The 26,336-nt window shown below is 32.6% G+C and carries 26 protein-coding genes; all 26 read left to right on the forward strand.

The window, feature by feature from the left end:
- The first annotated feature begins 21 nt into the window (after positions 1-21).
- Positions 22-1,662, forward strand: a complete 1,641-nt coding sequence (locus GKZ86_RS12665) for an NAD(P)/FAD-dependent oxidoreductase (protein WP_154783477.1) — start codon at positions 22-24, stop codon at positions 1,660-1,662.
- A gap of 48 nt (positions 1,663-1,710) precedes the next feature.
- Complete coding sequence (locus GKZ86_RS12670) at positions 1,711-2,613, forward strand: dialkylrecorsinol condensing enzyme DarA (protein ID WP_154783478.1); 903 nt, start codon at positions 1,711-1,713, stop codon at positions 2,611-2,613.
- Positions 2,614-2,631: 18 nt separating this feature from the next.
- On the forward strand, positions 2,632-3,765 hold the full coding sequence (locus tag GKZ86_RS12675; protein ID WP_154783479.1) for a beta-ketoacyl-ACP synthase III: 1,134 nt from the start codon (positions 2,632-2,634) through the stop codon (positions 3,763-3,765).
- Positions 3,765-4,196 (forward strand): hypothetical protein, encoded by a 432-nt coding sequence (locus GKZ86_RS12680; RefSeq protein ID WP_154783480.1) that lies wholly within the window; start codon positions 3,765-3,767, stop codon positions 4,194-4,196. Before GKZ86_RS12675 ends, GKZ86_RS12680 begins: the two co-directional genes overlap by 1 nt.
- 7 nt (positions 4,197-4,203) lie before the next feature.
- Positions 4,204-4,668 carry an ABC transporter permease gene (locus tag GKZ86_RS12685; protein WP_154783481.1) on the forward strand — a complete coding sequence of 155 codons (465 nt, stop codon included), beginning with the start codon at positions 4,204-4,206 and terminating at the stop codon, positions 4,666-4,668.
- Positions 4,669-4,692: 24 nt separating this feature from the next.
- Positions 4,693-5,097 carry a hypothetical protein gene (locus tag GKZ86_RS12690; protein WP_154783482.1) on the forward strand — a complete coding sequence of 135 codons (405 nt, stop codon included), beginning with the start codon at positions 4,693-4,695 and terminating at the stop codon, positions 5,095-5,097.
- A complete protein-coding gene (locus GKZ86_RS12695) occupies positions 5,097-6,095 on the forward strand; it encodes a BtrH N-terminal domain-containing protein (protein WP_154783483.1) in 999 nt (332 codons plus the stop codon). Before GKZ86_RS12690 ends, GKZ86_RS12695 begins: the two co-directional genes overlap by 1 nt.
- A 62-nt stretch (positions 6,096-6,157) precedes the next feature.
- Complete coding sequence (locus GKZ86_RS12700; RefSeq protein WP_194632441.1) at positions 6,158-6,856, forward strand: ABC transporter ATP-binding protein; 699 nt, start codon at positions 6,158-6,160, stop codon at positions 6,854-6,856.
- On the forward strand, positions 6,846-8,129 hold the full coding sequence (locus GKZ86_RS12705; protein WP_194632433.1) for an ABC transporter permease: 1,284 nt from the start codon (positions 6,846-6,848) through the stop codon (positions 8,127-8,129). Before GKZ86_RS12700 ends, GKZ86_RS12705 begins: the two co-directional genes overlap by 11 nt.
- Positions 8,104-8,553, forward strand: a complete 450-nt coding sequence (locus GKZ86_RS12710; RefSeq protein ID WP_154783485.1) for a thioesterase family protein — start codon at positions 8,104-8,106, stop codon at positions 8,551-8,553. Before GKZ86_RS12705 ends, GKZ86_RS12710 begins: the two co-directional genes overlap by 26 nt.
- 114 nt (positions 8,554-8,667) lie before the next feature.
- Positions 8,668-9,813 carry a beta-ketoacyl synthase gene (locus GKZ86_RS12715; protein ID WP_154783486.1) on the forward strand — a complete coding sequence of 382 codons (1,146 nt, stop codon included), beginning with the start codon at positions 8,668-8,670 and terminating at the stop codon, positions 9,811-9,813.
- Positions 9,814-9,916: 103 nt separating this feature from the next.
- Positions 9,917-10,534 (forward strand): 3-oxoacyl-ACP synthase, encoded by a 618-nt coding sequence (locus GKZ86_RS12720; protein ID WP_154783487.1) that lies wholly within the window; start codon positions 9,917-9,919, stop codon positions 10,532-10,534.
- 2 nt (positions 10,535-10,536) lie between these two features.
- Positions 10,537-10,794, forward strand: a complete 258-nt coding sequence (locus GKZ86_RS12725) for a phosphopantetheine-binding protein (protein WP_059115533.1) — start codon at positions 10,537-10,539, stop codon at positions 10,792-10,794.
- A gap of 104 nt (positions 10,795-10,898) precedes the next feature.
- Positions 10,899-12,101, forward strand: a complete 1,203-nt coding sequence (locus GKZ86_RS12730; protein WP_154783488.1) for a beta-ketoacyl-[acyl-carrier-protein] synthase family protein — start codon at positions 10,899-10,901, stop codon at positions 12,099-12,101.
- A complete protein-coding gene (locus GKZ86_RS12735; protein WP_154783489.1) occupies positions 12,098-13,156 on the forward strand; it encodes a beta-ketoacyl synthase N-terminal-like domain-containing protein in 1,059 nt (352 codons plus the stop codon). Before GKZ86_RS12730 ends, GKZ86_RS12735 begins: the two co-directional genes overlap by 4 nt.
- 68 nt (positions 13,157-13,224) lie before the next feature.
- Positions 13,225-13,929 carry a polysaccharide deacetylase family protein gene (locus tag GKZ86_RS12740; RefSeq protein WP_228526524.1) on the forward strand — a complete coding sequence of 235 codons (705 nt, stop codon included), beginning with the start codon at positions 13,225-13,227 and terminating at the stop codon, positions 13,927-13,929.
- The gene (locus GKZ86_RS12745) at positions 13,919-14,554 is read left to right on the forward strand and encodes an outer membrane lipoprotein carrier protein LolA (protein ID WP_154783491.1); all 636 of its coding nucleotides are present in this window, start codon (positions 13,919-13,921) and stop codon (positions 14,552-14,554) included. Before GKZ86_RS12740 ends, GKZ86_RS12745 begins: the two co-directional genes overlap by 11 nt.
- A complete protein-coding gene (locus tag GKZ86_RS12750; RefSeq protein ID WP_154783492.1) occupies positions 14,520-15,155 on the forward strand; it encodes a hypothetical protein in 636 nt (211 codons plus the stop codon). The genes GKZ86_RS12745 and GKZ86_RS12750 overlap by 35 nt, the downstream gene beginning before the upstream one ends.
- A gap of 30 nt (positions 15,156-15,185) precedes the next feature.
- The gene (locus tag GKZ86_RS12755) at positions 15,186-15,797 is read left to right on the forward strand and encodes an outer membrane beta-barrel protein (protein WP_154783493.1); all 612 of its coding nucleotides are present in this window, start codon (positions 15,186-15,188) and stop codon (positions 15,795-15,797) included.
- Between the two features lie 6 nt (positions 15,798-15,803).
- Positions 15,804-16,175, forward strand: a complete 372-nt coding sequence (locus GKZ86_RS12760; protein ID WP_154783494.1) for a 3-hydroxyacyl-ACP dehydratase — start codon at positions 15,804-15,806, stop codon at positions 16,173-16,175.
- Between the two features lie 2 nt (positions 16,176-16,177).
- Complete coding sequence (locus GKZ86_RS12765; protein ID WP_154783495.1) at positions 16,178-16,663, forward strand: hypothetical protein; 486 nt, start codon at positions 16,178-16,180, stop codon at positions 16,661-16,663.
- 19 nt (positions 16,664-16,682) lie between these two features.
- The gene (locus GKZ86_RS12770; protein ID WP_154783496.1) at positions 16,683-17,870 is read left to right on the forward strand and encodes a DUF2062 domain-containing protein; all 1,188 of its coding nucleotides are present in this window, start codon (positions 16,683-16,685) and stop codon (positions 17,868-17,870) included.
- A gap of 159 nt (positions 17,871-18,029) precedes the next feature.
- Positions 18,030-21,710: a 1-acyl-sn-glycerol-3-phosphate acyltransferase gene (locus GKZ86_RS12775; protein WP_154783497.1), complete on the forward strand. Its 3,681-nt coding sequence runs from the start codon at positions 18,030-18,032 to the stop codon at positions 21,708-21,710.
- The gene (locus GKZ86_RS12780; RefSeq protein ID WP_154783498.1) at positions 21,711-23,228 is read left to right on the forward strand and encodes an NAD(P)/FAD-dependent oxidoreductase; all 1,518 of its coding nucleotides are present in this window, start codon (positions 21,711-21,713) and stop codon (positions 23,226-23,228) included.
- Positions 23,229-23,236: 8 nt separating this feature from the next.
- On the forward strand, positions 23,237-24,904 hold the full coding sequence (locus GKZ86_RS12785; protein ID WP_154783499.1) for a C45 family peptidase: 1,668 nt from the start codon (positions 23,237-23,239) through the stop codon (positions 24,902-24,904).
- Positions 24,901-26,199 carry a phenylacetate--CoA ligase family protein gene (locus GKZ86_RS12790; protein ID WP_154783500.1) on the forward strand — a complete coding sequence of 433 codons (1,299 nt, stop codon included), beginning with the start codon at positions 24,901-24,903 and terminating at the stop codon, positions 26,197-26,199. The genes GKZ86_RS12785 and GKZ86_RS12790 overlap by 4 nt, the downstream gene beginning before the upstream one ends.
- The last annotated feature ends 137 nt before the right edge of the window (positions 26,200-26,336 follow it).

Consider the following 26,336-nt stretch of genomic DNA (forward strand, 5'->3'; position numbering starts at 1 on the left):
CCCCAAATCTTAAAACAAAATATGCAGGAATTTGACACAATTATCATCGGTTCTGGAGTTGGAGGATTATCAACTGCAATATGTTTGGCGAGAGCCGGGCAAAAAGTTTTAGTACTGGAACAACATTATGTTCCTGGTGGCTGGAGTCATAGTTTTACTTTAAAAGGACAACGTTTTAGTCCCGGTGTTCATTACGTGGGACTACTTGATGAAGGACAATCTACAGATAAATTATATCGTGGTTTAGGAATTGCCAACGATATGGTTTTTTTTAGAATGAACAAAGATGCCTACGAGCATTGTTTAATTGGTGACGAAAGTTTCGATTTACCTGCCGGAGTTGACAATCTTAAAAAAAGACTTTCTTCACACTTTCCACACGAAGAAAAAAATATAAACGAATATCTTACACTAGTTCAAAGAGTAAGTTATGAACTGCAATTAATTCCAAAACTAAAAGGTTTCTGGCAAAACATAACCGTTCCGTTTCGTACCAAACATTTCGGAAAATTTGCTTTATTTCCTTTAAAGAAAGTTGTGGGTTGGCACGTAAAAGATCCAATATTAAAAGCAGTCCTTAATATACAATGTGGCGATCATGGCCTTTCGCCAAACAGAGCCTGTTTTCCTGTACATTGTTCTGTAATGAGTCATTATTTCGATGGCGGTTTCTACCCAATGGGCGGCGGCGGCGGTATTGTAAAAGCCATGACAAACGGAATAAAAAGACATGGCGGTGAAGTTCGCGTAAAACAAAACGTTAAAAACATTATTGTCGAAAATAAAAAGGCAATAGGCGTTCAGCTTGAAAATGGCGACAGAATAATGGCTAAAAATATTGTTTCAAATGCAGATCCTTCTATTACCTATTTAAATTTAATTGGCAAAGAACATATCAGTAAATCACTCATCAAAAAATTAGAGAAAACAAAATATTCTGTTACCTCTTTAATTTTGTTTTTGACATTAGATTTAGATGTTACTCAATTTCAAATTGATTCAGGAAATATCTGGATGATGAAAGATGAAAATGATGATGCTAATTTTGAACATTTAATGAGCGATACTATTGCAACCGGAGATTCATTTCCTGCCGTTTTTATTAGTTGTACAACGCTTAAAGATCCGGCAAGTTTTAACGGAAGATACCATAATTTCGAAATTGTGACTTACGTAAACTATGATCAATTGAGTGATTTTAATGGTTTAGAAGATTATCACAACGAAGAGTATAAAAAGTTTAAAGAAAAAATAGTCGATAAACTGATGAATAATGTGGAGAAAATAATTCCGAATGCAAAACAGCACATTATTCAGGCAGAATTAGGAACTCCAAAAACAAACGAATTTTATATTAATTCGACAAAAGGAAATGTTTACGGAACAGAGAAAACATTAAATCAGGTTGGTCCTTTTTCATATAAAAATAAAACAGAGATCGAAAACCTGTTTCTTTGCGGAGCTTGCACATTATCTCACGGAGTTACAGGTGCAACACATTCAGGACTTGCAGCAGCTGCAACAATTTTGGGTTGCACAGCCGATGATTTATTGATAGAAGATGAGAATCAAAAAATTCGAATTTATGATGCCGAAGATGCGTCTACATGGCCGGATTGGGTTCATACAAAACGAACAGATAAAATAAGGAAATTCGTTTAAAAAAAAATACTTATTTTTGCGCTTTCCACACCAAATCAACAAACCAAAATGAAAAATGTTCTTGTAATCTACTATTCTCAGTCTGGACAGCTAGGAGAAATTGCACGCAATATTGCAAAGCCCTTCCTGAATTCAGATGAAATAAATGTAACTTTTCATGAAATACAATTAGAGAAGCCTTTCCCTTTTCCTTGGGATAAAAGCTCTTTTTTTGATGCTTTTCCGGAATCTTTTTTACAAATTCCAACAGCATTAAAACCTGTATCAGATGAAGTTCTCAATACAAAATTTGACCTGGTTCTTTTTCATTATCAAGTTTGGTATTTATCACCATCTATCCCTGTAAATTCATTTTTAAAAAGTGACGAAGCCAAAAAAATTCTAAATAATACGCCTGTTATTACCATTAGCGGTTCTCGTAATATGTGGATTATGGCGCAGGAAAAAATTAAAAGTTTACTAAAAGAAGCCAATGCACAATTGGTAGGAAATGTAGCTTTAGTAGATCGTGTAGGAAATTTAATAAGTGTTATTACAATTGTTGAATGGATGTTTTCCGGTGTTAAGAAAAAGTATCTTGGAATTTTCCCTTTACCGGGAGTTTCAGACAAAGACATTCAGGAATCTGAAAAGTTTGGAAAAGTAATGCTTTCAGAATTTCAACAGAACAATTTAAGCAATTTACAGCCAAAATTGCTGGCAATTGATGCGGTAAAAATCAGTCCGTATTTAGTAACTGTTGACAAAACAGCGAATAAAATTTTCAATAAATGGTCAAACCTTATCTATAAAAATAAAAATAACAGAAAACTGCTGCTTAAACTATTTAATGTTTATTTATTCCTTGCGATATGGTTAATCTCACCAATAGTGTATATATTGCACCTTATTACCTACCCCATTAAATTAAATACGATAAAAAAAGAAACTCAATATTATAAAGGAGTTTAAGAAGACGAAAGTAGAATTATGTTTGAAGTATATATTACCAGAGCCGCAAAATTTTTGCCAAACGAAGCTGTTTCAAATGATGAAATGGAAAGTTATTTAGGTCTTATTAATGATACCGCTTCTAAAGCAAGACGTATTATTTTGCGCAATAATAAAATTTTAAGTCGCCATTACGCTGTAGACAAAGCAGGAAAAAGTACACACAGCAATGCTGAGTTAACTCGCAATGCGATAGAACAATTATTTGATGAGAAATTTACCGCTCAGGATGTCGAAGTCCTTTCATGCGGAACTTCAACACCAGATATTTTCCTTCCATCTCATGCCGCAATGGTTCATGGTTTGCTTAAAAATAAATCGGTAGAATTAAATTCTTCGACCGGGGTTTGTTGCGCCGGAATGAATTCATTGAAATTTGGTTTTCTTTCTGTAAGATCAGGAAACTCTAAAAATGCTATTTGTACAGGATCTGAAAAAGTTTCGACATGGTTAATAGCAAAAAAATACAGCCAGGAAGTAAGCAATTTAAAAAGCCTTGAAGAGCAACCTATTATTGCTTTCAAAAAAGATTTTTTACGTTGGATGTTATCTGATGGTGCTGGTGCATTACTATTACAAAATGAACCGGGCGAAGGCATTTCTTTAAAAATCGAATGGATGGAAGCTTTTTCATACGCATTTGAATTAGAGACTTGTATGTATGCCGGTGGAGATAAATTAGAGAATGGCGAAATTAAATCATGGAGCGATTACGAACCTGAAGAATTGTTAAATCAATCTGTTTTTTCTATCAAACAAGATGTGAAATTATTAGATGAATTTATACTTTCTAAAGGAGCTGACAGTATGAAAGACGCCATGGATAAAAATAATATTTCTCCAGATCAAATCGATTATTTCATTCCTCACGTTTCTTCTAACTTTTTTGTTGAAGGACTTAAAAAAGGATTAAGTGAAAAAGGAGTTGGAATGGCTGATGAAAAATGGTTCATGAATCTTTCAAGAGTAGGAAACGTAGGTTCTGCCTCTATTTATTTAGCTTTAGAAGAATTGATGAATTCCGGAAACCTTAAAAAAGGAGACCGTATTCTTTTATCTGTACCTGAAAGTGGAAGATTTTCTTTTGCTTATGCTTATTTAACCGTTTGTTAATGGAGAGAACTTTACTTTTAGAAAAAAATGCAGTCGAAAATTTATTACCACAAAAGTTTCCTTTTGTAATGGTAGATAAAATGTATTCGTTTACCGAAACTTCATTAGTTTCAGGTTTACAAATACAAAGCGACAATATTTTTTTCGATAATAATACTTTTTTAGAAGCCGGATTAATCGAACACATGGCGCAATCAGTCGCGTTGCATACCGGTTATGAGTTTTTTTTAAGAAAAGAAACAGCTCCAACCGGATATATTGGCTCTATCAAAGAAATTGAAATTAAAAGATTACCTGAAATTAACGATACGATTCAATCAACGGTAACTATTTTACAGGAATTTGCCGGAATCACTTTAGTGAATATAGTAACGACTTTAAATAATGAAGAAATTGCTACGGGACAAATGAAAACTGTTTTAGCCAAATAAATAAGTATTGGAGACTAACGTTGACATACAAAATTACCTTCCACACCGAGCTCCTTTGCTTATGGTGGATTTGATATTAGATTTGGATGCCAACTTTGTAGCAACCACATTTTTAATAAAAGAAGACAATGTTTTTGTTGACAAAGGTACTTTTATAGAAGCCGGTTTAATAGAAAATACAGCACAAACCTGTTCTTCTATTGTTGGTAAAAAATATTTTGTTGACGAAGACGGAGCCGAAAATGACAACGTAAATGTTATTGGTTTTATCAGTGCTTTAAAAAATGTAAAAATACATTCGTTACCAAAAGTTGGAGATACAATTACAACCAAAGCAAACTTGGTTTCGAAATTTGCCGGCGAAGATTATACTTTATGTACCATGAGCTGCGAAAGCTCACTTGGTGACAAATTACTTTTAGAATGTGAAATCAATTTGTTTATTCAAAAAACAATTTCGGTTATCTCATAATTTCAATCGAAAATAAAAACGGTCATGGAAAAAGAAAAAGTACCACAAGACAAAGGTAATTTAACCAAAAACAATCTAAAAGAATTACTGTATGCCACCGATGAAAATGGTGATTACACTACAACTTTAAGTTCTGGTTGGGAGCCAAAAACAATTGCACTTTCTAATTCTATCGATGATATAAAAGAGCGCATTGCCGAAGCAAAATTGCAGGTTGAAACCGGTGAATCAAGTCCGATTTGTTATTATATGGAAGTTAACAAAATGGATATTACCATTCTTGCCAGTTATGTTGGACTTTGGAAATGGCGCGTAAAAAGACATTTTAAACCTAATGTTTTTGCAAAATTAAACGATAAAACTTTACAAAAATATGCCGATGCTTTTGAGATATCGGTACAAGAATTAAAAAATATTAAATCAGACTAATGCAAACTAATTTTACACATCATCAATCTGCTCACTGCGAAAACGGAGTAGCTTCGAATTTGTTAAAAAACAACGGTCTCAACATTAGCGAGCCAATGGTTTTTGGTATTGGTTCTGGACTTTTTTTCGTGTATTTACCATTTATAAAAGTAAATCACGCACCAGCGATTAGCTATAGAACTTTGCCTGGGCAAATTTTTAATAAACTGGCAAGTCGTTTAAATTTAAAAATAAAAAGACAAAAATTCTCCTCTACAGTTAATGCAAACAAAGCTTTAGATGAAAATTTAAAAAATAATATTCCAACCGGATTACAAGTTGGTGTTTATCATTTAAGTTATTTTCCTGATGAATATCGCTTTCATTTTAATGCTCACAATTTAGTTGTTTACGGAAAAACCGAAACAGATTATTTAGTAAGCGATCCTGTAATGGAAACCGTTACAACTTTAACACACGACGAATTAGATAAAGTACGTTTTGCCAAAGGCGCTTTTGCACCAAGAGGACAAATGTATTACCCGATAAATATTCCTGAAACGGTAGATTTAAAAAGTGCCATCATCAAAGGAATAAAAAATACCTGCCGCGATATGTTAGCACCAATGCCAATTGTTGGTGTACGCGGAATTAAATTTGTATCCAAACAAATCAGAAAATGGCCTGTAAAGCACGGTACTAAAAAAGCCAATCATTATTTGGCCCAAATGGTTCGTATGCAGGAAGAAATAGGAACCGGAGGCGGAGGTTTCCGTTTTATATATGCTGCTTTTTTACAAGAAGCTTCGGTTATTTTAGGTAATGAAGAGCTAAAAGTACTTTCAAAAGAAATGACTCAAATTGGCGATTCATGGCGTGATTTTGCTGTTGAAGCATCCCGTATTTACAAAAACAGAAGCGCAAAAGAAGATGCTTATAATACTATTGCCGACGAACTTTTGAGTATTGCCAATAGAGAAGAAATCTTTTTCAAAAAACTAAAAAAAGCAATTAGCTAAAAAATATCTTGAATTCCATAATTAAAATAGAATCCCTTTCGAAAAAGTACAAAAATGCAGAAATGTATTCTTTGAACGAAGTCTCGTTACATATAAATGAAGGCAATATTTTTGGTTTATTAGGTCCAAACGGTGCCGGAAAAACCACTTTAATTTCTATGCTTTGCGGATTGGTAAAACCAACTTCAGGACATTTTACAATTGATGATTTAAACTACACCGATCATTCTTCACAAATAAAAAAAATCATTGGCGTTGTTCCTCAGGAATATGCATTGTATCCTACTTTGACGGCCAGAGAAAATTTGCAATATTTTGGAAGTATGTATGGCTTGAAAGGTTCAGATTTAAAAGATAAAGTAATCGAAACTTTAGACCTTTTAGGATTATTAAAATTCGCTGACAAACGTATCGAAACATTTTCGGGCGGAATGAAACGAAGAGTAAATTTGATTGCCGGAATTCTGCACAATCCAAAAGTTTTATTTTTAGATGAACCAACCGTTGGTGTTGATGTTCAGTCTAAAAATGCAATTATAGATTATTTAAAATTATTAAACCAAAACGGAACAACCATTATTTATACGTCACATCATTTGGCTGAAGCCGAAGATTTTTGCACCAATATTGCCATTTTAGACCGAGGCAAAATTTATGCGCAAGGAACGCCGTCAAGCTTAATTTCTTCTACTGATAACGCAAGAAATCTTGAAGAAGTTTTTATTTCATTAACCGGTAAAGACTTTAGAGATGAGCTATAAAATTTGGATGTCTGTAGTAAAAGAATTCTTGTTGTTAAGACGGGATTTAGGTGGTTTAATCATATTGTTTGTCATGCCGTTGGTACTTGTTATCACCGTAACATTGATACAAGACAGTACTTTTAAAACCGTAAGCGATTCTAAAATAGAGATTTTATTAATCGATAATGATAAAGGCGACGTTTCTAAAACTGTTTTTGAAAATCTTGAAAAAAGCAGTTTGTTTACCGTTGTAACGCAAATCGACAATCAGCCAATTACAGAAGAAATTGCTAAAGAAGCCGTTTACAAAGGAAAATATAAACTCGCAATTGTAATTCCTTCAAAATTAAGCGTCGATTTACAAGCAAAAATTGATCAGAATGTAGACAACATTTTGAGCAATATGGGTTTAACAGATACTGTTGCCAAACCCAAAACTCCGAAAATAATCAAAGAAAAAGAAGTAAAACTTTATTTTGACCCGGCCGTTCAGTTGAGTTTTAAAAATGCGGTAATGAGTTCGATTGATAAAATGATTTCTCAAATCGAATCAAAATCAATTTACAAGACTTTTCAAAATCAATTGGGCGAAGGAAATGCTGATTTCGAGCAAAAAAGTTTCATCTCTTTCAAAGAAATAATTCCAACCATAAACAACAAAGAAGTCCGACCAAATTCAGTGCAGCACAACGTTCCTGCCTGGACACTTTTTGCAATATTTTTTATTGTAATTCCGTTGTCTATTAATATCGTAAAAGAAAAAACACAAGGAACATTTGTTCGTTTAAGAACCAATCCGTCTTCTAATCTTATTGTGATTATAGGAAAAACAATTACGTACTCAGCCATTTGTATGATCCAGTTTTATATGATGGTTGCCGTGGCAGTATTTTTATTTCCCCATATTGGTTTGCCTTCCTTAAATATCGAAGGACATTTATTTTTAATGAGTATTGTGGCTTTATTTTCAGGATTTGCAGCTATTGGTTTCGGAATTTTACTTGGAACTGTTGCAAGTACACAAGAACAATCGGCTCCTTTTGGTGCAACAAGTGTTATCATTTTAGCTGCAATTGGCGGTGTTTGGGTTCCTGTTTTTGCAATGCCAAAAATCATGCAAATCGTTGCCAAATCATCACCAATGAATTGGGCTTTAGAAGCTTTTTATGATGTTTTATTACGCAACATATCTTTCCTGGAAATCATACCAAAAATAAGTTTACTGTTTTTGTTTTTTATTATCACAACATCCATTGCATTATTTTATGACAAAAAGAAAAGAACAGTATAACGAAGCAACTTCACTAACCGTTTCTCATGAAATCAGAATTCGTTTTAACGAAACTGATCCGTTGGGAATCGTTTGGCATGGCAATTATATTACCTATTTCGAGGATGGACGAGAAGCTTTTGGACGCGAACACGGACTTACTTATTTGGATATTGGAAATACGGGCTATACAACGCCAATTGTAAAATCAAAATGCGAACATAAACTATCTTTGCGTTACGGCGATGTTGTAACAATTGAAACAACGGTAGTTGATACTCCGGCCGCAAAAATGATTTATCGTTTTAAAATAATTGATGCCCAGGGCGAAGTAGCATGTACTGGCGAAACCGTTCAGGTATTTTTAGATAAAGATGGAAATTTGATGCTTACGAATCCTCCTTTTTATGAAGAATGGAAACGTAAAGTGGGATTGATAAAATAATCCACTTCAACTCCTGCAAGGTTTTCAAAACCTTACAGGTGTAAAATTTTAAAGTACTATTTAATCTATACCTACAAGGTTTTAAAAACCTTGCAGGAAATTGAAAATCACAAAATGACAAGAGCAATATATATCACAGAAACGAATTGTATCACGCCTTTAGGTTTTGATGTTCAATCGAACATCGATGCTATTGTACGTGGAGATTCTGGTATTCAGCTGCATCAGGATGCTACTTTAATGCCAATTCCGTTTTATGGTTCTGTTATTAATACTGAAAAAATAGAAAGTGCTTTTGAAAAAATAAGCACGGAAACTCAATATTCGAGATTAGAAAAAATGATGATTTTGGCTTTAGAGCCGATTATCAAAAATTCGAAAGTTGAATTAAACTCAAAAACTGCTTTTATTCTTTCGACTACAAAAGGAAATGTTACGGCATTAAAAAATGACTCGGAGGAAAGTTTTAATAACGCACATTTAGATGTTTTAGCAAAAAATGTTTCTAATTTCTTCGGATTTAAAACACAGCCAATCGTAATATCTAATGCTTGTGTTTCGGGAATTTTAGCTGTTTCAATTGCTAAAAGAATGATTCAGTCTGAATTGTACGACAATGTTTTTGTTATTGCAGGCGACGAAGTTTCAGAATTTGTTTTGTCTGGTTTTAATACTTTTCAGGCGATGAGCGATTTGCCTTGTAAACCCTATTCTAAAAACAGAACCGGTGTAAGTTTAGGCGAAGCAACGGCAGCAGTTTTAGTTTCGGCGGAAGCAAAAAACGCTAAAATAAAAGTTATTGGAGATAGTTCTATAAACGATGCGAATCATATTTCGGGTCCTTCAAGAACTGGTGAAGGTTTATTTAGAAGTATACAAAATGCTTTGAAAGAAGCTCAAATTGGTATCGAAAAACTCGATTATATTTCAGCACACGGAACTGCAACTCCGTTTAACGACGAAATGGAAGCCATTGCATTAAATCGTTTAGGTTTGCAAAATGTTCCTATAAATAGTTTAAAAGGATTTTACGGTCATACATTAGGCGCTTCGGGATTATTAGAAACCGTAATCGCAATTGAATCAGCGAATCAAAATATGCTTTTTGAATCGAAAGGTTTTGACGAAATCGGCGTAAGCGAACCAATTAATATTATTGAGAAAAACGAAGCAAAGAAAATTGAGTTTTTCCTGAAAACAGCTTCCGGATTTGGAGGTTGTAATACGGCAGTGATTTTTGAGAAAGTGAAAAATAATTAAACACGAATTGCACTAATTTTCACGAATTAATTTATTTCAATTTGTGAAATTTAACCCCAAAACAATCTGTGCTAATTTGTGGAATTAGTGTTAAAATAAAATAATGACTCAAAATAAAACCTATATACACGATTACATCAAAATCGAAAACAACGAAATTGTTTTGAACGGAACTTCTGTATTCAAAATTGAACCAACCGATTTTGCTGATTTTTCGAAACAAGCGTATCGTAATTTTGAAATGCAATATCCGAAGTTTTTTAAAATGGATGCTTTGAGCAAATTGGCTTTTTTAGGTTCAGAATTGCTTTTGAGTCCAATAACTTCAACAGAAAAAGAAAACAATATTGCTTTGGTTTTGGCCAACAAATCGTCGAGTTTAGATACCGATGTTAAATATCAGGAATCGATTTCAGACAAAGAAAACTACTTCCCAAGTCCCGCGGTATTCGTTTATACGTTGCCAAATATATGTTTGGGCGAAATAAGTATACGCCATCAGCTGAAAAGTGAAAATTCTTTCTTTATATTTGAGGCCTTCAATCCTGAATTTATGTCGAATTATTCAAATATTCTTCTGGATTCTAATAAAGCAGATATTGTGCTTTGCGGATGGGTTGAATTTTTTAATGACAATTACAAAGCGTTTCTTTGCACTATTAGTAAAGAAGAAAATACAAAATATAAAAACGAAACTATCAATACATTATATAATAAATAATCATGGAAGCATTAAAAGAAGAATTAAAAAACAAAATCATTACTACTCTAAATCTTGAAGATATTGCAATTGATGATATTGCTGATACTGATCCTTTATTTGGAGACGGTTTAGGTTTAGACTCAATTGATGCATTAGAATTGATCGTGATTTTAGATAAAGATTACGGTATTAAATTGGTTGATCCAAAAGAAGGAAAAACCATTTTTCAATCTATCGAAAGTATGGCTGCTTACATTAGCGCTAATAGAACGAAATAGATTTTTTTAGACTACTTAGATTGTTAGATTTTTAGACTTCTTAGACAAGAAGAAAAAGTCCGACAATCTAAATAATCCAAAAATCTAAAAATCTAAAATCTACAATGACAAAAGGTGTTGCTATAACCGGAATGGGAATTATCTCTGCGATTGGAAATTCAGTCGAAGAAAATTATATTTCGTTGATTGAAAATAAAGTTGCTATAACTCGTGTCGAAAATTTATCGACTGTTCACGCAGATATTAATAAGGTAGGAGAAATTAAAAAAACCAATGATGATCTGATCAGCGAATTGGAACTTCCTGCTGATAATAATTTTTCGAGAACGGCTATGATTGGTACTTTTGCAGCCAAACAAGCGGTTAAAAATGCAGGGATAACTTCGATAAACGAATTCAGAACCGGACTTATTTCGGCCACAAGCGTGGGCGGAATGGATATGACGGAGAAGCATTATTACGATTATTTTAAACATCCAGAACTTGTCAAATACATTACTTGTCATGATGGCGGCGATGTTGCTGATAAAATTGCCGAAGAATTAGGTTTAAAAGGTCTTGTTACTACTATTAGTACGGCTTGTTCATCTGCAGCAAACTCAATTATGTTGGGCGCACGTTTGATAAAAACAGGAAAACTAGATCGCGTTATTGTTGGCGGAACTGATGCTTTGGCAAAATTCACCATTAACGGATTTAAGACTTTGATGATTTTATCTGATGAATACAACAAACCTTTTGACAATAACCGTAAAGGATTAAACTTAGGTGAAGCTGCGGCTTATTTGGTTTTAGAATCTGATGAAGTTGTAAAAAAACAAAACAAAAAAGTTTTAGCGAGGGTTTCTGGTTATGGAAATGCAAATGATGCCTTTCACCAAACCGCATCATCAGAAAATGGCGATGGCGCTTATTTGGCTATGAAAAAAGCTTTTGAAGTTGCGCAAATAAAACCTTCTCAAATCGATTATATCAACGTGCACGGAACAGCAACTCCAAACAATGATTTATCTGAAGGAAGAGCTATACTTCGCATTTATGAAAACGAAAAAGTTCCGGATTTTAGTTCAACTAAACCTTATACAGGTCACACTTTAGCAGCGGCGGCGGCAATTGAAGCTGTTTACAGTGTTTTGGCAATTCAGAATAATGTGGTTTACCCAAATTTGAATTTCGAAATGCCAATGGAAGAATTTAATTTGACGCCACAAACTGCTATCAAAAACAAAAATATTGAACACGTTTTATCGAACTCTTTTGGGTTTGGAGGAAATTGTTCAACTCTTATATTTTCTAAAAGCGAATGAAAACATATATAAATGGAATAGGTTGTATTTCGACTCAAAAAACATTTGATACTGTTTTTTTAGAAGAAGCTGTACACAATCACGACGAGAATGTTCTTAAAATAGTATCTCCGGTTTACAAAGATTATATTTCGCCGGCTGCCAGCAGAAGAATGGCAAAAGGTGTAAAAAACGGAATTGTTGCTTCGGCAATTGCTATGAAAGATGCACAAGTTGAGCTTGTTGATGCTATTATTACAGGAACGGGATTGGGATGTATTGAAGATTCTGAAAAATTCCTGACCAATATTTTGGACAACAATGAACAGTTTTTAACGCCAACTTCGTTTATTCAATCAACACATAATACAGTTGGTGCTCAAATTGCTTTGTTACAACAATGCAAAGGTTATAATTTTACGTATGTAAACGGAGCTGTTTCTTTTGAGTCTGCACTTTTAGATGCTAAAATGCAAATTGAAGAAAGCGAAGCACAATCAGTATTAATTGGTGGCGTTGATGAAAATGGTGATTATACTACTGCACTTTTTAAATTGTCTGGTCGTATAAAATCAGATAATCAACAGCCTTATAATCTTTTAGATTCTGCTACAAGTGGTGCCGTTTATGGTGAAGGAGCAAGTTTTTTTGTTTTAGAAAATAAACGAACAAACAATACTTATGCAGAAGTTCTGGATATTGCAATTGTAAATACGTTGCAAGAAAATGAAATTGAGAATGAAGTAATATCGTTTTTAAAAGCAAATCAATTAGAAGTTTCAGATATTGATGCTTTGGTTTTAGGATTTGACGGTAATGTAGATTTTGAAGTTTATTATAAAAATCTTGCCGAAAAAGCTTTTGCTCAAACGCCTGTTTTATATTATAAACATTTAAGTGGTGAATATGATACCGCATCAGCTTTTGCATTATGGATGGCTGCCAAAGTATTAAAAACACAAGAAATTCCAGAAATTATAAAAGTAAATTCGGTTGAAAAGCCAGCTTACAAAACGATATTATTGTACAATCAGTTAAACGGAAAAAATCATAGTTTTACGTTAATCTCAAAATGATAACGCACAAAAACATCTCACTATTTTTTATTTTTTTATTGCTTTTACTGCTTCTTCTGAAGCTGAATATGGCAATAAATTTTTGGTGGTTTGTTCTTATTGTTTTCGTTTGGTTTTTGTTTAATCTTGTTGGTTCGTCCTTAATATCGCTAAATTATCACGTAAAAGCTTTCTGTAGTAATCCATCAGAAACAGAAAAAAAAATAGCCATTACTTTTGATGATGGTCCAGGCATTTATACTTTAGAAGTTTTGGCGCTGCTTAAAAAATACGACACAAAAGCAACTTTTTTTTGTATCGGAAAAAACATTGAAGCACATCCGGAAATCATGCAGCAAATTGTAGACGAAGGACATTTGGTTGGAAATCATTCGTACTCTCATTCTCCTTTTTTTGATTTTTATAATGCTAAAAAAATATCCGAAGAAATTCAAAAAACCGATACGCTTTTAGAAAAGTATACTTCAAAAAAAATAAACTTCTTCAGACCGCCTTATGGCGTAACAACACCTTCAATTCGAAGAGCCTTAAAAATAACGAAACATAAAGTTATTGGATGGAATATTCGATCATTGGACGGAGGAACAAAAAATCAAAATTTAATTTTCAATAGAATTATTAAGCGTGTTTCTCCCGGCGGAATTGTACTTTTGCACGATACGGCTTCACACTCTGTTTTGGTATTGGAACAGTTTTTGCAATTTTTACAGCAAAATAATTATAACGTGATTTCGACAGAAGAACTTTTGAATCTTAAAGCTTATGAAAACTAAAATATATATTCTACTTGTAGTACTAAACATTTGTAACTCTTACTTGTTTGCACAAGAACAAAAAATGACGACGGCAGAAATTGCTTCGTTTAAGGAAGATGTAAATGTGGTATCCAAAAAAATTAAAACCTTAAGTACTGATTTTGTTCAATACAAACATTTAGATTTTTTATCTAAAGACATTGAAACTTCGGGAAAAATGATTTTTAAAGAACCGAACCTATTGCAATGGCAATATAAAAAACCATACAATTATAGTATTGTTTTTAAAAACGGAAAAATCCTGATTAATGATGAAGGTAAAAAAAGCGCTGTTGATATTGGAAACAGCAAAATTTTTGGGCGCATCAATAAATTAATCGTTAGCAGCGTAAGCGGAAATATGTTTGACGATAAAGAATTTACAATTACTTATTTTAAATTGAAAGGTCAGAATATTGCGAAGTTTATTCCGAAAGATGCGACTTTAAAAAAATACATTAAACAAATCGAATTGACTTTTGATAAAGATGAAGCAACGGTTGAACAAGTAAAATTGTTGGAATCATCTGAAGATTATACCCGAATTGTACTTAAAAACAAAGTGATCAATGCAAAAATCGACGATTCAGTATTTACTAATTAATTGTTTTCTTGCAATTATTTTAGTTTCTTGTGGCTCGGTCACAAAAAATTATACTCCTAAAACATTAGACAAAACAACTGTAGAAGTTCCTTATTTTAAGGATTCTAAGATTGATTATGTTTATAAAACCAACATTTCGGTTTACGGAAATGAACTTACGGGAATTTTTATCGCCAAGAAAATTAATGACACTACGCATCGTGTTGTTTTTACGACTGAGTTTGGTAACAAATTGTTAGATTTTGAAATTTCTGAAAAAGATTTTAAAGTAAATTCGATTGTATCAGAGTTAGATCGCAAAATTTTGGTGAATACTTTACGAGAAGATTTTCGCTTACTCCTTAAGAATGATTATGCGATTCAGGAGCAATTTGAAAATGAATCAGATAATATTTACAAATCTGCAGACGGAAAATTCGCTAATTACCTTTTTATATCAAAAAAAGATCGTAAATTAGAGAAAGTCATTCATTCATCTAAAACAAAAGAAAAATTTACGCTGACATTTCATTCAGAAAATAATATTTTTGCGGAAAAAATTGAGATTATTCATCAAAATATAAAATTAAAAATTGAGTTAAATTATTTTAAACCAGAATAGAAAATTCAACACTAATCAAAAACCAAATACATGAAAAAACTAATTGCAATTGCTTTTCTTTTGTTTATAAGTTCAATGAATGCTCAGGTAACATTTAAACCGGGTTTAAGAGCCGGAGCTTCTTTTTTTACATTCTCGAATACACGTTCTGATTATAAAACTGATTTTTACATTGGTGGTTTCGGTGAAATCAAATTAACTAAGATTTACACCTTACAACCTGAAATTACATATACCAAACAAGGTTCTAATCATGTTAAAACTTTTATGGGTTATGATGAAAACAACGGTGAAACGATTGTTGGATACAGAGATTTAAAAATTGATTATGTTTCGATTGCGATCATCAATAAATTTACTTTTCCGGGCGGTTTTCAGGTGCAGGTTGGTCCAACTATAGATTTTAGAACAAGTGATAATTTACTTTCTGAAAAGTCTGATATTGATCTTGCTTTTGTAGCCGGTATTGGTTATAAAATACCATCAACAGGATTAACAATTGAAGCACGTGTTAAAAAAGGCATCGTCGATGTTATTGATAGCGACTATTACGGAAATAACGGCAGTAACGATTATTGGCTTGATGATTATAATACAAATATTGGTTTTCAATTGGGTGTTTCATATGCCTTTGGTAAATAAAAAAACATGGTTTTAAAAGATTTTTATAAAATTCTGTCGGAAGAAAAAATAAACGACACTAAATATATTATTACAATTTTGGTCAATGAAAAACACGACGTTTTCAAAGGCCATTTTCCGGGAAATCCAATAATGCCCGGCGTTTGCATGATACAGATTATTAAAGAACTTAGTGAAAAAATTACTGGGGCAACGTTAATGATTCAAACTCTTACAAACGTAAAATTTATGGCGCTTATTAATCCGGAAGCGACTCCTGAATTACGATTAGAATTAGATATTGTAACTACAGAAGACGATTTGGTTAAAGTGAAGAACACAACTTATTTTAACGAAACGGTTGCTTTAAAATTAAGCAATGTTTACAAAAAGCTATAATTATGAAACTATTATTAACACTACTATTATGGGTTAATTTTGCCGGAACTCCGGATTTGGCGACCATTAGAAAAATGTATACTGATGTTGCAAAATCAGAAACAAATGCTAAAGAATTTACAGAAAAACTTTCAGGCGTATCAAACAACGATGAGAAAATTTTAGTGGCTTATAAAGCGGCTTCAATTTTATTAGATTCTAAGTTTGAAAGTATTTTAGGAAGTAAAATTTCGCGTTTTAAAGAAGGCGCAAAACTTCTTGAAGCCACTTTAAAAAGTGAACCAAACAATATCGAAATCAGAATGATTCGATTGAGTATTCAGGAAGATGTTCCTGGAATTACAGGTTACAAGAAAAATATTAAAGAAGATAAAAAATTCATTACAACACATTACGCAGAACAAACAGGAGCTTTAAAAGAGTATCTTAAAGACTTTGTTTTGCAATCTAAAAGTTTCCCTGATAAAGAGAAACAATTTGTGAAGTAGGAAAAGAAAATACCCCTTAATGAAACCTACTTTATCTCAGCAAGAGCTATTAAAAACTACGCATTTTTGTGTTATTGTGCCCACGTACAATAATCACAAAACGCTAAAAAAAGTGCTGGATTCTATTTTAGATTTCACGTCAGATATTATTATTGTTAATGATGGATCGACTGATGAAACGAGCGAAATTTTAAAACAATATTCGCAGTTAACCCAGATTCATCATGCTAAAAATTCCGGAAAAGGAATGGCGCTAAGAAACGGATTTCGAAAAGCAATCGAAATGAATTTCGAATACGCTATTACGATAGATTCAGATGGGCAGCATTTTGCTTCTGATATTCCGAATTTTATTGCTGAAATTCAAAAAGAACCAAATTCTTTATTGATTGGAAGTAGAAATATGACTACGGAAAATGTGCCGAAGAAAAGCAGTTTTGGGAATAAGTTTTCTAATTTTTGGTTTTGGTTTGAAACCGGAATTAAACTCGAAGATACACAATCAGGTTTTAGATCCTATCCGTTACAATTACTTCCGAAACAATTTTATACCAATAAATTTGAATTCGAAATTGAAGTAATTGTAAGATCTGCCTGGAAAGGAATTATTGTAAAAAATATTCCAATTCAAATTTTATACGATCCTGCAGAACGTGTTTCGCATTTTCGTCCGTTTAAGGATTTTACCAGAATCAGCATCTTAAATACTGTTTTGGTTCTGAACACATTACTGTATATTAAACCCAGAGACTTTTTTCGAAAAGCAAAAAAAAAAGGCTTTAAAAAATTCTTTTTAGAAGATATTTTAGAAAGCGGCGACTCTAATTTCAAAAAATCAGCGGCGATTGCATTAGGTATTTTTATCGGAATTTCTCCTTTTTGGGGATTTCAAACCGTTTTGCTTTTGTTTTTTGCTACCGTTTTTAAACTCAATAAAGTCATTGCTTATATGGCTTCAAATGTTAGTTTTCCACCGTTTATTCCGTTTGTTATTTACGGCTCTTTAAAGATGGGAAGTTTTTTTGTTTCGAATGAAGTTCCGTTGCTTTTAGATAAATCAATAACACTTGACGATATTCAGAAAAATGCAACACAATATATCGTTGGAAGTCTTACTTTAGCAACCGTTTCGGCGCTGACTTTTGGTCTTTTAAGTTATTTACTTTTAACCGCTTTTAGTGCTAAAAACAAAACAAATATTAAGTAAAGTTTAGCCACAGATTATAAAATGATTTAAACAGATTTTTTGCCACAAATTAGCACAAATTAATTCGTGAAAATTCGTGAAATTCGTGGCGAACTAACACAGACTTTAAAATCAATTTAATCCTTTTTAATCTGTAGCAAAAAACAATAATAAATAATTATGCATCACTATTTCTACGCTATCCATTTATTTGTAAATCGAAGGAAATCATTATCGGTATTTTTGGCAATTCTGATGCTTTTCGCTTTTGGATTTTTTGCCTCTAAAATTAAATTTGAGGAAGATATTACCAAACTTATTCCAACAAACGACAAGTCTGATGTTACTGCAAAAGTGCTTAAACAGCTTAATTTTGCTGATAAAATTACCGTTATTTTTAAACTCGATAAAAACGGAACTGATGAAGATTTAAAGCAAATGGCAACCGTTTTTTCAGACAGCGTTGCCAAATCATGCAAACCTTATATTACCGGAATTCAGGGAAAAGTTGACGAAGAAAATATTCAGGAAACTATAGATTTTGTATACAATAATCTGCCTCTTTTTTTAGAGCAAAAAGATTATACTGCAATTCAGAATAAACTACAACAAGATAGTATTGCGGCAACCGTTCAGGGCAATTATAAATCGATTATTTCTCCATCAGGATTTATAACGAAGGATTTTATTTTGCAGGATCCGCTTGGGATTTCTTTTATTGCTTTAAAAAAATTACAACAACTTAATATTGGCGACGATTTTACGCTCGACAATGGTTTTGTAATGACAAAAGACAAGAAGAAATTATTGCTTTTTATTACTTCAAATCTTCCGTCGAGTGAAACCGAGAAAAACACCGTTTTTGCAGATAAACTAAAATCGATTCAGGATAATTTAAACAAACAGTTTAAAAACAAAACTACGGTAAGTTATTTTGGTTCTGCATTAATTGCTGTTGCCAATGCAAAGCAAATTAAAAGTGATATTATTTTAACAACAACGATAGCGATGATTACGCTAATGTTGATTTTGATTTTATTTTACAGAAAAGTATTAATTCCGTTTATTATTTTTCTTCCAACTGTTTTCGGAGCTTTATTTGCCGTTGCTTTTTTATATTTTGTAAAAGAACAAATATCAGCGATTTCACTCGGAATTGGTTCTATTTTATTAGGAATCACAATCGATTATTCCATACACATTCTTACGCATTACAAACATAACAGCGATGTAAAAACGTTGTATAAAGATATTACAATGCCGGTAATTATGAGTAGTTCAACTACTGCCGTTGCCTTTTTATGTTTACTTTTTGTAAAATCGGATGCCTTAAATGACCTTGGAATTTTTGCTGCAGTAATTGTTATGGCTTCTGCATTTTTCTCTCTTTTAATTGTACCGCATTTGTACAAACCATCAGAAAATAATTTTGATCACAAGAAAAATGTCATAGATAAACTGGCTCATTTTTCATTTCATAATAATAAATTCCTGATTGGTTTTTGTGTTCTTATTACCATTATTTGTTGTTTTACTTATAACAATGTTGGTTTTAATAACGATTTGTCGCAATTGAATTTTGTTCCAAAAGATATCAAAGCTGCCGAAAAGGATCTGGAAGAAAGCACAAGTTTAACTTCAAAAACTATTTATCTTGCTTCCTACGGAAACAGTATGGAGGAAGTTTTGCAAAACAACAGCCAGCTTTTTGCTTCTTTATCGAAGGAAAAAGATCAGGATAAAATTGTGAATTTTAGTTCGGTTGGCGGAATCATGCTTTCGCAAAAAGAACAAGAACAAAAAATTGCAAAATGGAATTCGTTTTGGGATGCCAATAAAAAGCAACTTTTAAAATCCGGATTAATTACCGAAGGTTCAAAACTAGGTTTTAAACCATCAACTTATTCTTTATTTTTTGATCACTTAGATTTTAATTTTAAACCAATTTCAGCAGAAGATTATTTAAAAATTCAGGCTTTGCAATTGCATGAATTTGTAACGCAAAAAAATGGTTTTTTCACGATTTCGACTTTAGTAAAAGTGACGCCTAAACAGCGTGATGTTTTTGTAAAATCGGCTGCAGCCAAAAATAATCTTATCGCGATTGATCGTCAGCAAATGAATGAAACGTTTTTTAGCACGTTAAAAACTGATTTTAATTCTCTTGTAAATTATTCATTTATTGCTGTTATTCTGATTCTGTTTTTCTTTTTCAGAAGAATCGAATTGGTTATTGTAAGTTGTATTCCGATTGCCTTAACCGGAATTGTAACGGCTGGAATCATGGGCATTTTCGGCATTCAGATGAATATTTTTAGTATGATCGTTTGTACTTTGATTTTTGGTCACGGTGTCGATTTTAGTATTTTTATGACGAGTGCACTTCAAAAAGAATATACTACAGGAGTTAACGAAATTGCGATTTACAGAACTTCGATTATCCTTGCAGTAATTACAACTATTTTAGGAATTGGCGCAATGATTTTTGCGCAACATCCTGCTTTGCGATCTATTTCATTGGTTTCATTAATTGGAGTTTTTGCAGCGTTGATTATTACGTTTATTTTTTATCCGATTCTCTTTAAATTATTTATATCGAACCGTTCGAAAAAAGGAAATCCTCCATTTGCTTTACGAAGCTTCATTCACGGTATAATTTCGTTTTTCTATTACGGATTTGGTGGAATTTTAATGTCGCTTTTCAGCATGACGATTATGCCGCTTATTCCGATTAATGAGAAAAAGAAAATGAAAGCATTTCGTTATGCGATTTCAAAATTTATGAATTCGGTACTATATTCAAATCCGTTTTTGCATAAAAAAGTTATTAATAAGCATCATGAAACTTTCGAAAAACCAGCCGTTATTATTGCCAACCATACTTCGTTTATTGATATTTTGGCAATGGGAATGTTGAGTCCGAAAATTATCTTTTTAGTAAGCGACTGGGTTTATAATTCTCCTATTTTTGGCGGAACAGTAAGAAAAGCAGGTTTTTATCCTGTTTCTGAAGGACTGGAAGGCGGTGTTGAACATTTGCGTAAAAAAGTAGAAGAAGGATATTCGTTGATGGTTTTTCCTGAAGGAACCCGCTCGGAAAGTAATCAGATTAAACGTTTTCATAAAGGTGCTTTTTATCTTGCCGAAGAATTTAATTTAGATATTGTTCCGGTTGTAATTCATGGCGCTTCAGAAGCAATTCCAAAAGGTGATTTTGTCATTCATCACAGTCATGTTACTATTTCAATTTTAGAAAGAATTACGCCTGATAATCTTTCTTTCGGAAAAAATTATACCGAAAGAACGAAACAATTAAGCACATTTTTTAAACAGGAATTCGATAAAATTCGTCAGGAATTTGAAGGTCCGGCTTACTTCAAAAAAATGCTTATTCATAGTTATGATTATAAAGAAATTGAAATCATACATAGTGTAAAAAGTAATTTAGAAAAAAATCTGGAAACGTATCATCGTCTTAACAGGCATCTTTCGGCGAAAGCCAAAATATTGCATTTATCGAATGATTACGGACAACTGGATTTGTTGTTAACTTTGCAGGAACCACAACGAAAAGTCTATGCTTATAATAAAGACAAAGAACAGCTAGATGTTGCGAAAACGAATTATATCGTTAGAAAAAGAAAAATTACTTATCTTGAAAATTTTGAATCGGCATTGGAAAATCAATATGATGCTGTTATAATTTCAGATGAAAACTATAAAAATGATTTAGAGAAAGTTGTCTCTCTAACTTCTTGTATTATTTTAATCGATAATTCAGGTTTAAAAGACACATTGATTAACTTTGGTTTTGATTCTATTTTGGAAGAAAACTCCATAATTGTATTAAAGAAAAACTAAATGAAAGAGCAGTATGATGTAGTGATTGTGGGCAGCGGTTTAGGTGGATTAGTCTCATCGATTATTCTGGCTAAAGAAGGATATAGCGTTTGCGTACTCGAAAAAAACAATCAATACGGTGGAAACCTACAAACTTTTGTGCGCGATAAAACCATTTTTGACACGGGAATTCATTATATCGGTGGTTTAAGTGAAGGAGAAAATCTGTATAAATATTTTAAATATTTGGGGATTATCGATCATTTAAATTTAAAAAAAATGGACGAAGATGGTTTCGATATTATCACTTTTGAAGATGATGAAAACGAATATCCTCATGCGCAGGGTTACGATAATTTTGTTAAACAATTAGGAAATTTTTTTCCTGATGAAAAAGAAAATATCGAAAATTATTGTGATAAAGTCAGAGAAATCTGCGACTCATTTCCGCTTTATAATTTGCAGGCAGATGGGCAATATGATCATGAAATTCTTTCTCTTAACGCAAAAGAAACAATCGAAAATTTTACCACAAATGATAAACTAAAAGCGGTTCTTGCCGGTTCTAATTTTTTGTATGCGGGAATTCCTGATAAATCGCCTTTTTACGTTCATGCACTTTCTGTCAATTCATACATTCAAAGTTCGTGGCGTTGTATAAATGGCGGAAGCCAGATTACAAAACAGCTTTTAAAACAGCTTAAAAAACACGGTGGCGAGTTTTATAAATATAAAGAAGTTACCAAATTTAATGTCGAAGACAACAAAGTAACTTCGGTAGAAATGAAAGACGGAACGCATGTATCGGGTTCTTATTTTGTTTCTAATATTGAACCGAAAACTACCTTGAAAATGGTAGGTGAAGAACACTTTAGAAAATCATTTTTTAGCCGTATTCAAAGTCTTGAAGGTGTTATTTCTGCCTTTAGTTTATATATCGTTTTTAAGCCGGAAACATTTAAATACATCAACCATAATTTTTATCATTTCAAAAAAAGTACCGAGATCTGGACTTGTTACGAATATGATGAAGATTCATGGCCAAAAGCATTTATGGCCTCGATGAACGCTTCGAAAAAACAGGAAGAATGGGCTGAAGGAATGACTTTTATAACTTACATGAATTATGATGATGTTGCGCCGTGGGTAAATACTTTTAACACAACCGCCGAAGAAAATGATCGTGGAGAAAGCTACGAACAATTTAAGGCGAGAAAAGTCGAAAAGTTTTTACACGAAATCGAATTGAAATTTCCGGGAATCAAAGATTGTATAAAATCGATTCATACATCGACACCGCTTTCTTACAGAGATTATATTGGTGGTACAAACGGTAATATGTACGGTTATGTAAAAGATGCGACAAACCCAATGAAAACATTTATTCCGTCAAAAACCAAATTAGACAATCTTTATCTTACGGGACAAAGTATTAATATGCACGGTGTTTTGGGAGTAACTATTGGAGCTGTTGTAACGTGTTCTGAAATTGTTGGAAAAGACTATTTAGTAAATAAAATTATTGAAGCCGCTGAATAAGTAACGCTATGAGAAATCAAAGTATACGCCTTTTTTGTATCGTTTTTTTATTGGTATTGAGTTCCTGCGGAACCTCAAAATCAATGCATCATTTACCTGATATTTCAACTTATAATACTACAAAACCTGTTGTAACAAAACAATCTGATTCTGTTTTTACTTCAGGAAAAAATTCGTTTTTAAAAAACAAACAAGGACTTTGGGAATTATATGTTGAGGGCGATCCGTTTGAAATTGGTTTAAATACAGGTGCATTATCCGATTCTCTTTTAAAGAAACAGGAAAAAATATTTTTCTCCAGAATTGAAGATATTATTCCTTCAAAATTTGAACAGCAATTACTTCGTAGTTTTCTAAAATGGTACAATAGAAAATTGTATTTGCATGTTCCTAACGAATATCAGGCAGAAATTTATGGCATTTCGAAATACACTTCAGATAATCTAAATAATATAGCGCCTCAATATTTACGCAGTTTATATTTACACGGTGCACATGATATTGGTCACGCTTTGCAGGATTTGGCTTTGGTTGGCTGTTCGTCTTTTGCGGCCTGGGGCGAAAAATCTGAAGACGGGAATTTAATTCTTGGTCGAAATTTTGATTTTTACGTGAGTGATGCTTTCGCAGAAAATAAAGTAGTTGCTTTTATAAATCCAAAAGAAGGTTATCCGTTTATGATGGTTAGCTGGCCCGGAATGGTTGGCGCTGTTTCAGGAATGAATCAGCAAGGTTTAACGGTAACGATTAATGCATCAAAATCGAAAATTCCGTTAATTGCAAAAGCACCAATTTCGATTGTAACGCGGGATATTTTACAACATGCTAAAAATATTGATGAAGCCATTGCAATCGCAAGAAAAAATGAAGTTTTCGTTTCTGAATCGATTATGGTGGGAAGTGCCAATGATAACAAAGCTGTTTTGATTGAGGTTTCGCCTAAAAAAATGGACGTTTACGATGTTCCAAATTCCAATCAACTAATATGTTCAAATCATTTTCAGAGTGAAGGTTTAAAAAATGACGACCGAAATCAGTCTCAAATTGCCAATAGCCATTCTAAATATCGCTTTGAAAGAATGAAGGAACTTTTTACGGAAAGCCCGAAAATAAACCCTAAAGTTGCTTCAGAAATTCTTCGAAATAAAGAAGGTTTACATGATAATCCGCTAGGTTATGGAAACGAAAAAGCGTTGAATCAATTAATGGCGCATCATGGCGTGATTTTCAAACCGAAAGAAAAGCTGGTTTGGGTTTCGGCAAATCCTTATCAATTGGGCGAATTTGTTTGTTATAATTTGGATTCTATTTTTAAAGAAAGAAAACCTGGCGCTGTCGTTTCGTTTGAACAGGAAAATTTGAATATTGCTAAAGATTCTTTTTTAGAAACTGAAGCTTATCGTAATTATCAAAAATTCAGAATTGAAGATCGCAAAATAGATTCATATCTGAAAAACGAAGAAAATATCAGCCCGGAATTTATTGCACAATATCAGTCTTTAAACTCCAATTATTGGGTTGTGTATTACAAAGCAGGGTTGTACTTTTATCGCACAAAAAATTGGCAGTCAGCAAAGGTTAATTTTGAAAAAGCATTGACCAAAGAAATTACCACGGCTCCTGAAAAAGCACAAATTGAAAAATATTTAAAAAAAATCAAAAGAAAATTAAAATGATTCCATTAATAGAAAAAAATTCTTTAGAAGAAATTAAAATTTTTCAAGAGCAAAAATTAGCAGAGCTTTTAACTTATATCAGCGAAAATTCTCCTTTTTATAAAAGACTTTTTGCAGGACAAAATATCGATATTTCTAAAATTAAAACGCTGGAAGATTTACAGCATTTACCTGTAACTACAAAGGAAGATTTACAACAATATAATGATGATTTTGTTTGTGTTCCGCAACATAAAATTATCGACTACGCTTCTACTTCTGGAACTTTGGGTGATCCGGTTACTTTTGGTTTAACGGATTCTGATTTAGACCGACTGGCTTATAATGAAGCTATTTCTTTTGCCTGCGCCGGAATTGCAGAAGGTGATGTTGTACAATTAATGACGACAATTGACAGAAAATTTATGGCTGGTTTGGCTTATTTTCTGGGATTAAGAAAATTAAAAGTTGGTGTTATTCGTGTTGGCGCCGGAATTCCGGAATTGCAATGGGATTCTATTTTAAAATACCAGCCGTCTTATGTAATTACGGTTCCTTCTTTTTTATTGAAATTAATTGAATATGCCGAAATTCACGGAATCGATTATAATAATTCAAGCATAAAAGGTGCAATTTGTATTGGAGAATCTTTGAGAAATCAGGATTTTTCGATGAATACTTTATCTAAAAAAATCACAGAAAAATGGAATATTAAGTTGTTTTCGACTTATGCTTCTACTGAAATGAGCACTGCTTTTACAGAATGTGAACACGGAATTGGTGGTCATCATCATCCGGAATTGATTATTATTGAAGTTTTAGATGAAAATAATAATCCGGTTAAAAATGGTGAAACGGGCGAATTGACTTTTACTACTTTAGGTATTGAAGCCATGCCTTTATTACGTTTTAAAACAGGCGACATTGTACAATTGCAAAGTGAGCCATGTGCTTGCGGAAGAAATACAGTGCGTGTTGGTCCGGTTGTTGGACGTAAAAAACAAATGATTAAATATAAAGGAACAACACTTTATCCGCCTGCGATGAATGATGTTTTGACTGATTTTGATAATATCGAAAATCATATTATTGAGATTTCTACAAACGATTTGGGAACGGATGAAATCCTGATAAAAATTGCTGCAAAAAATCAAACGCCTGAATTTTTGCAGGAAATAAAAGACCACTTTAGAGCCAAATTAAGAGTTACTCCAAAGATTGAATTTGCTCCAAAAGAAGTTTTAAATCCTCTGGTTTTTAATCCGATGAGCCGAAAACCAATTCGGTTTTTTGATTATCGAAAGACTACCGTATAAAGTTTTTTCACCATATAAGTAATATAAGTTCATTTAATTAGATTGCTGTTTGGCAAAATCTTTTAAATGAACTTATATGGTTTATTTTCAGCTTCTTGAATGTTTTGCTGCAAATCAAACTAAATGTTGTAATTTTG

The organism is Flavobacterium sp. LC2016-13 (assembly GCF_009707955.1).
Taxonomy (GTDB): domain Bacteria; phylum Bacteroidota; class Bacteroidia; order Flavobacteriales; family Flavobacteriaceae; genus Flavobacterium.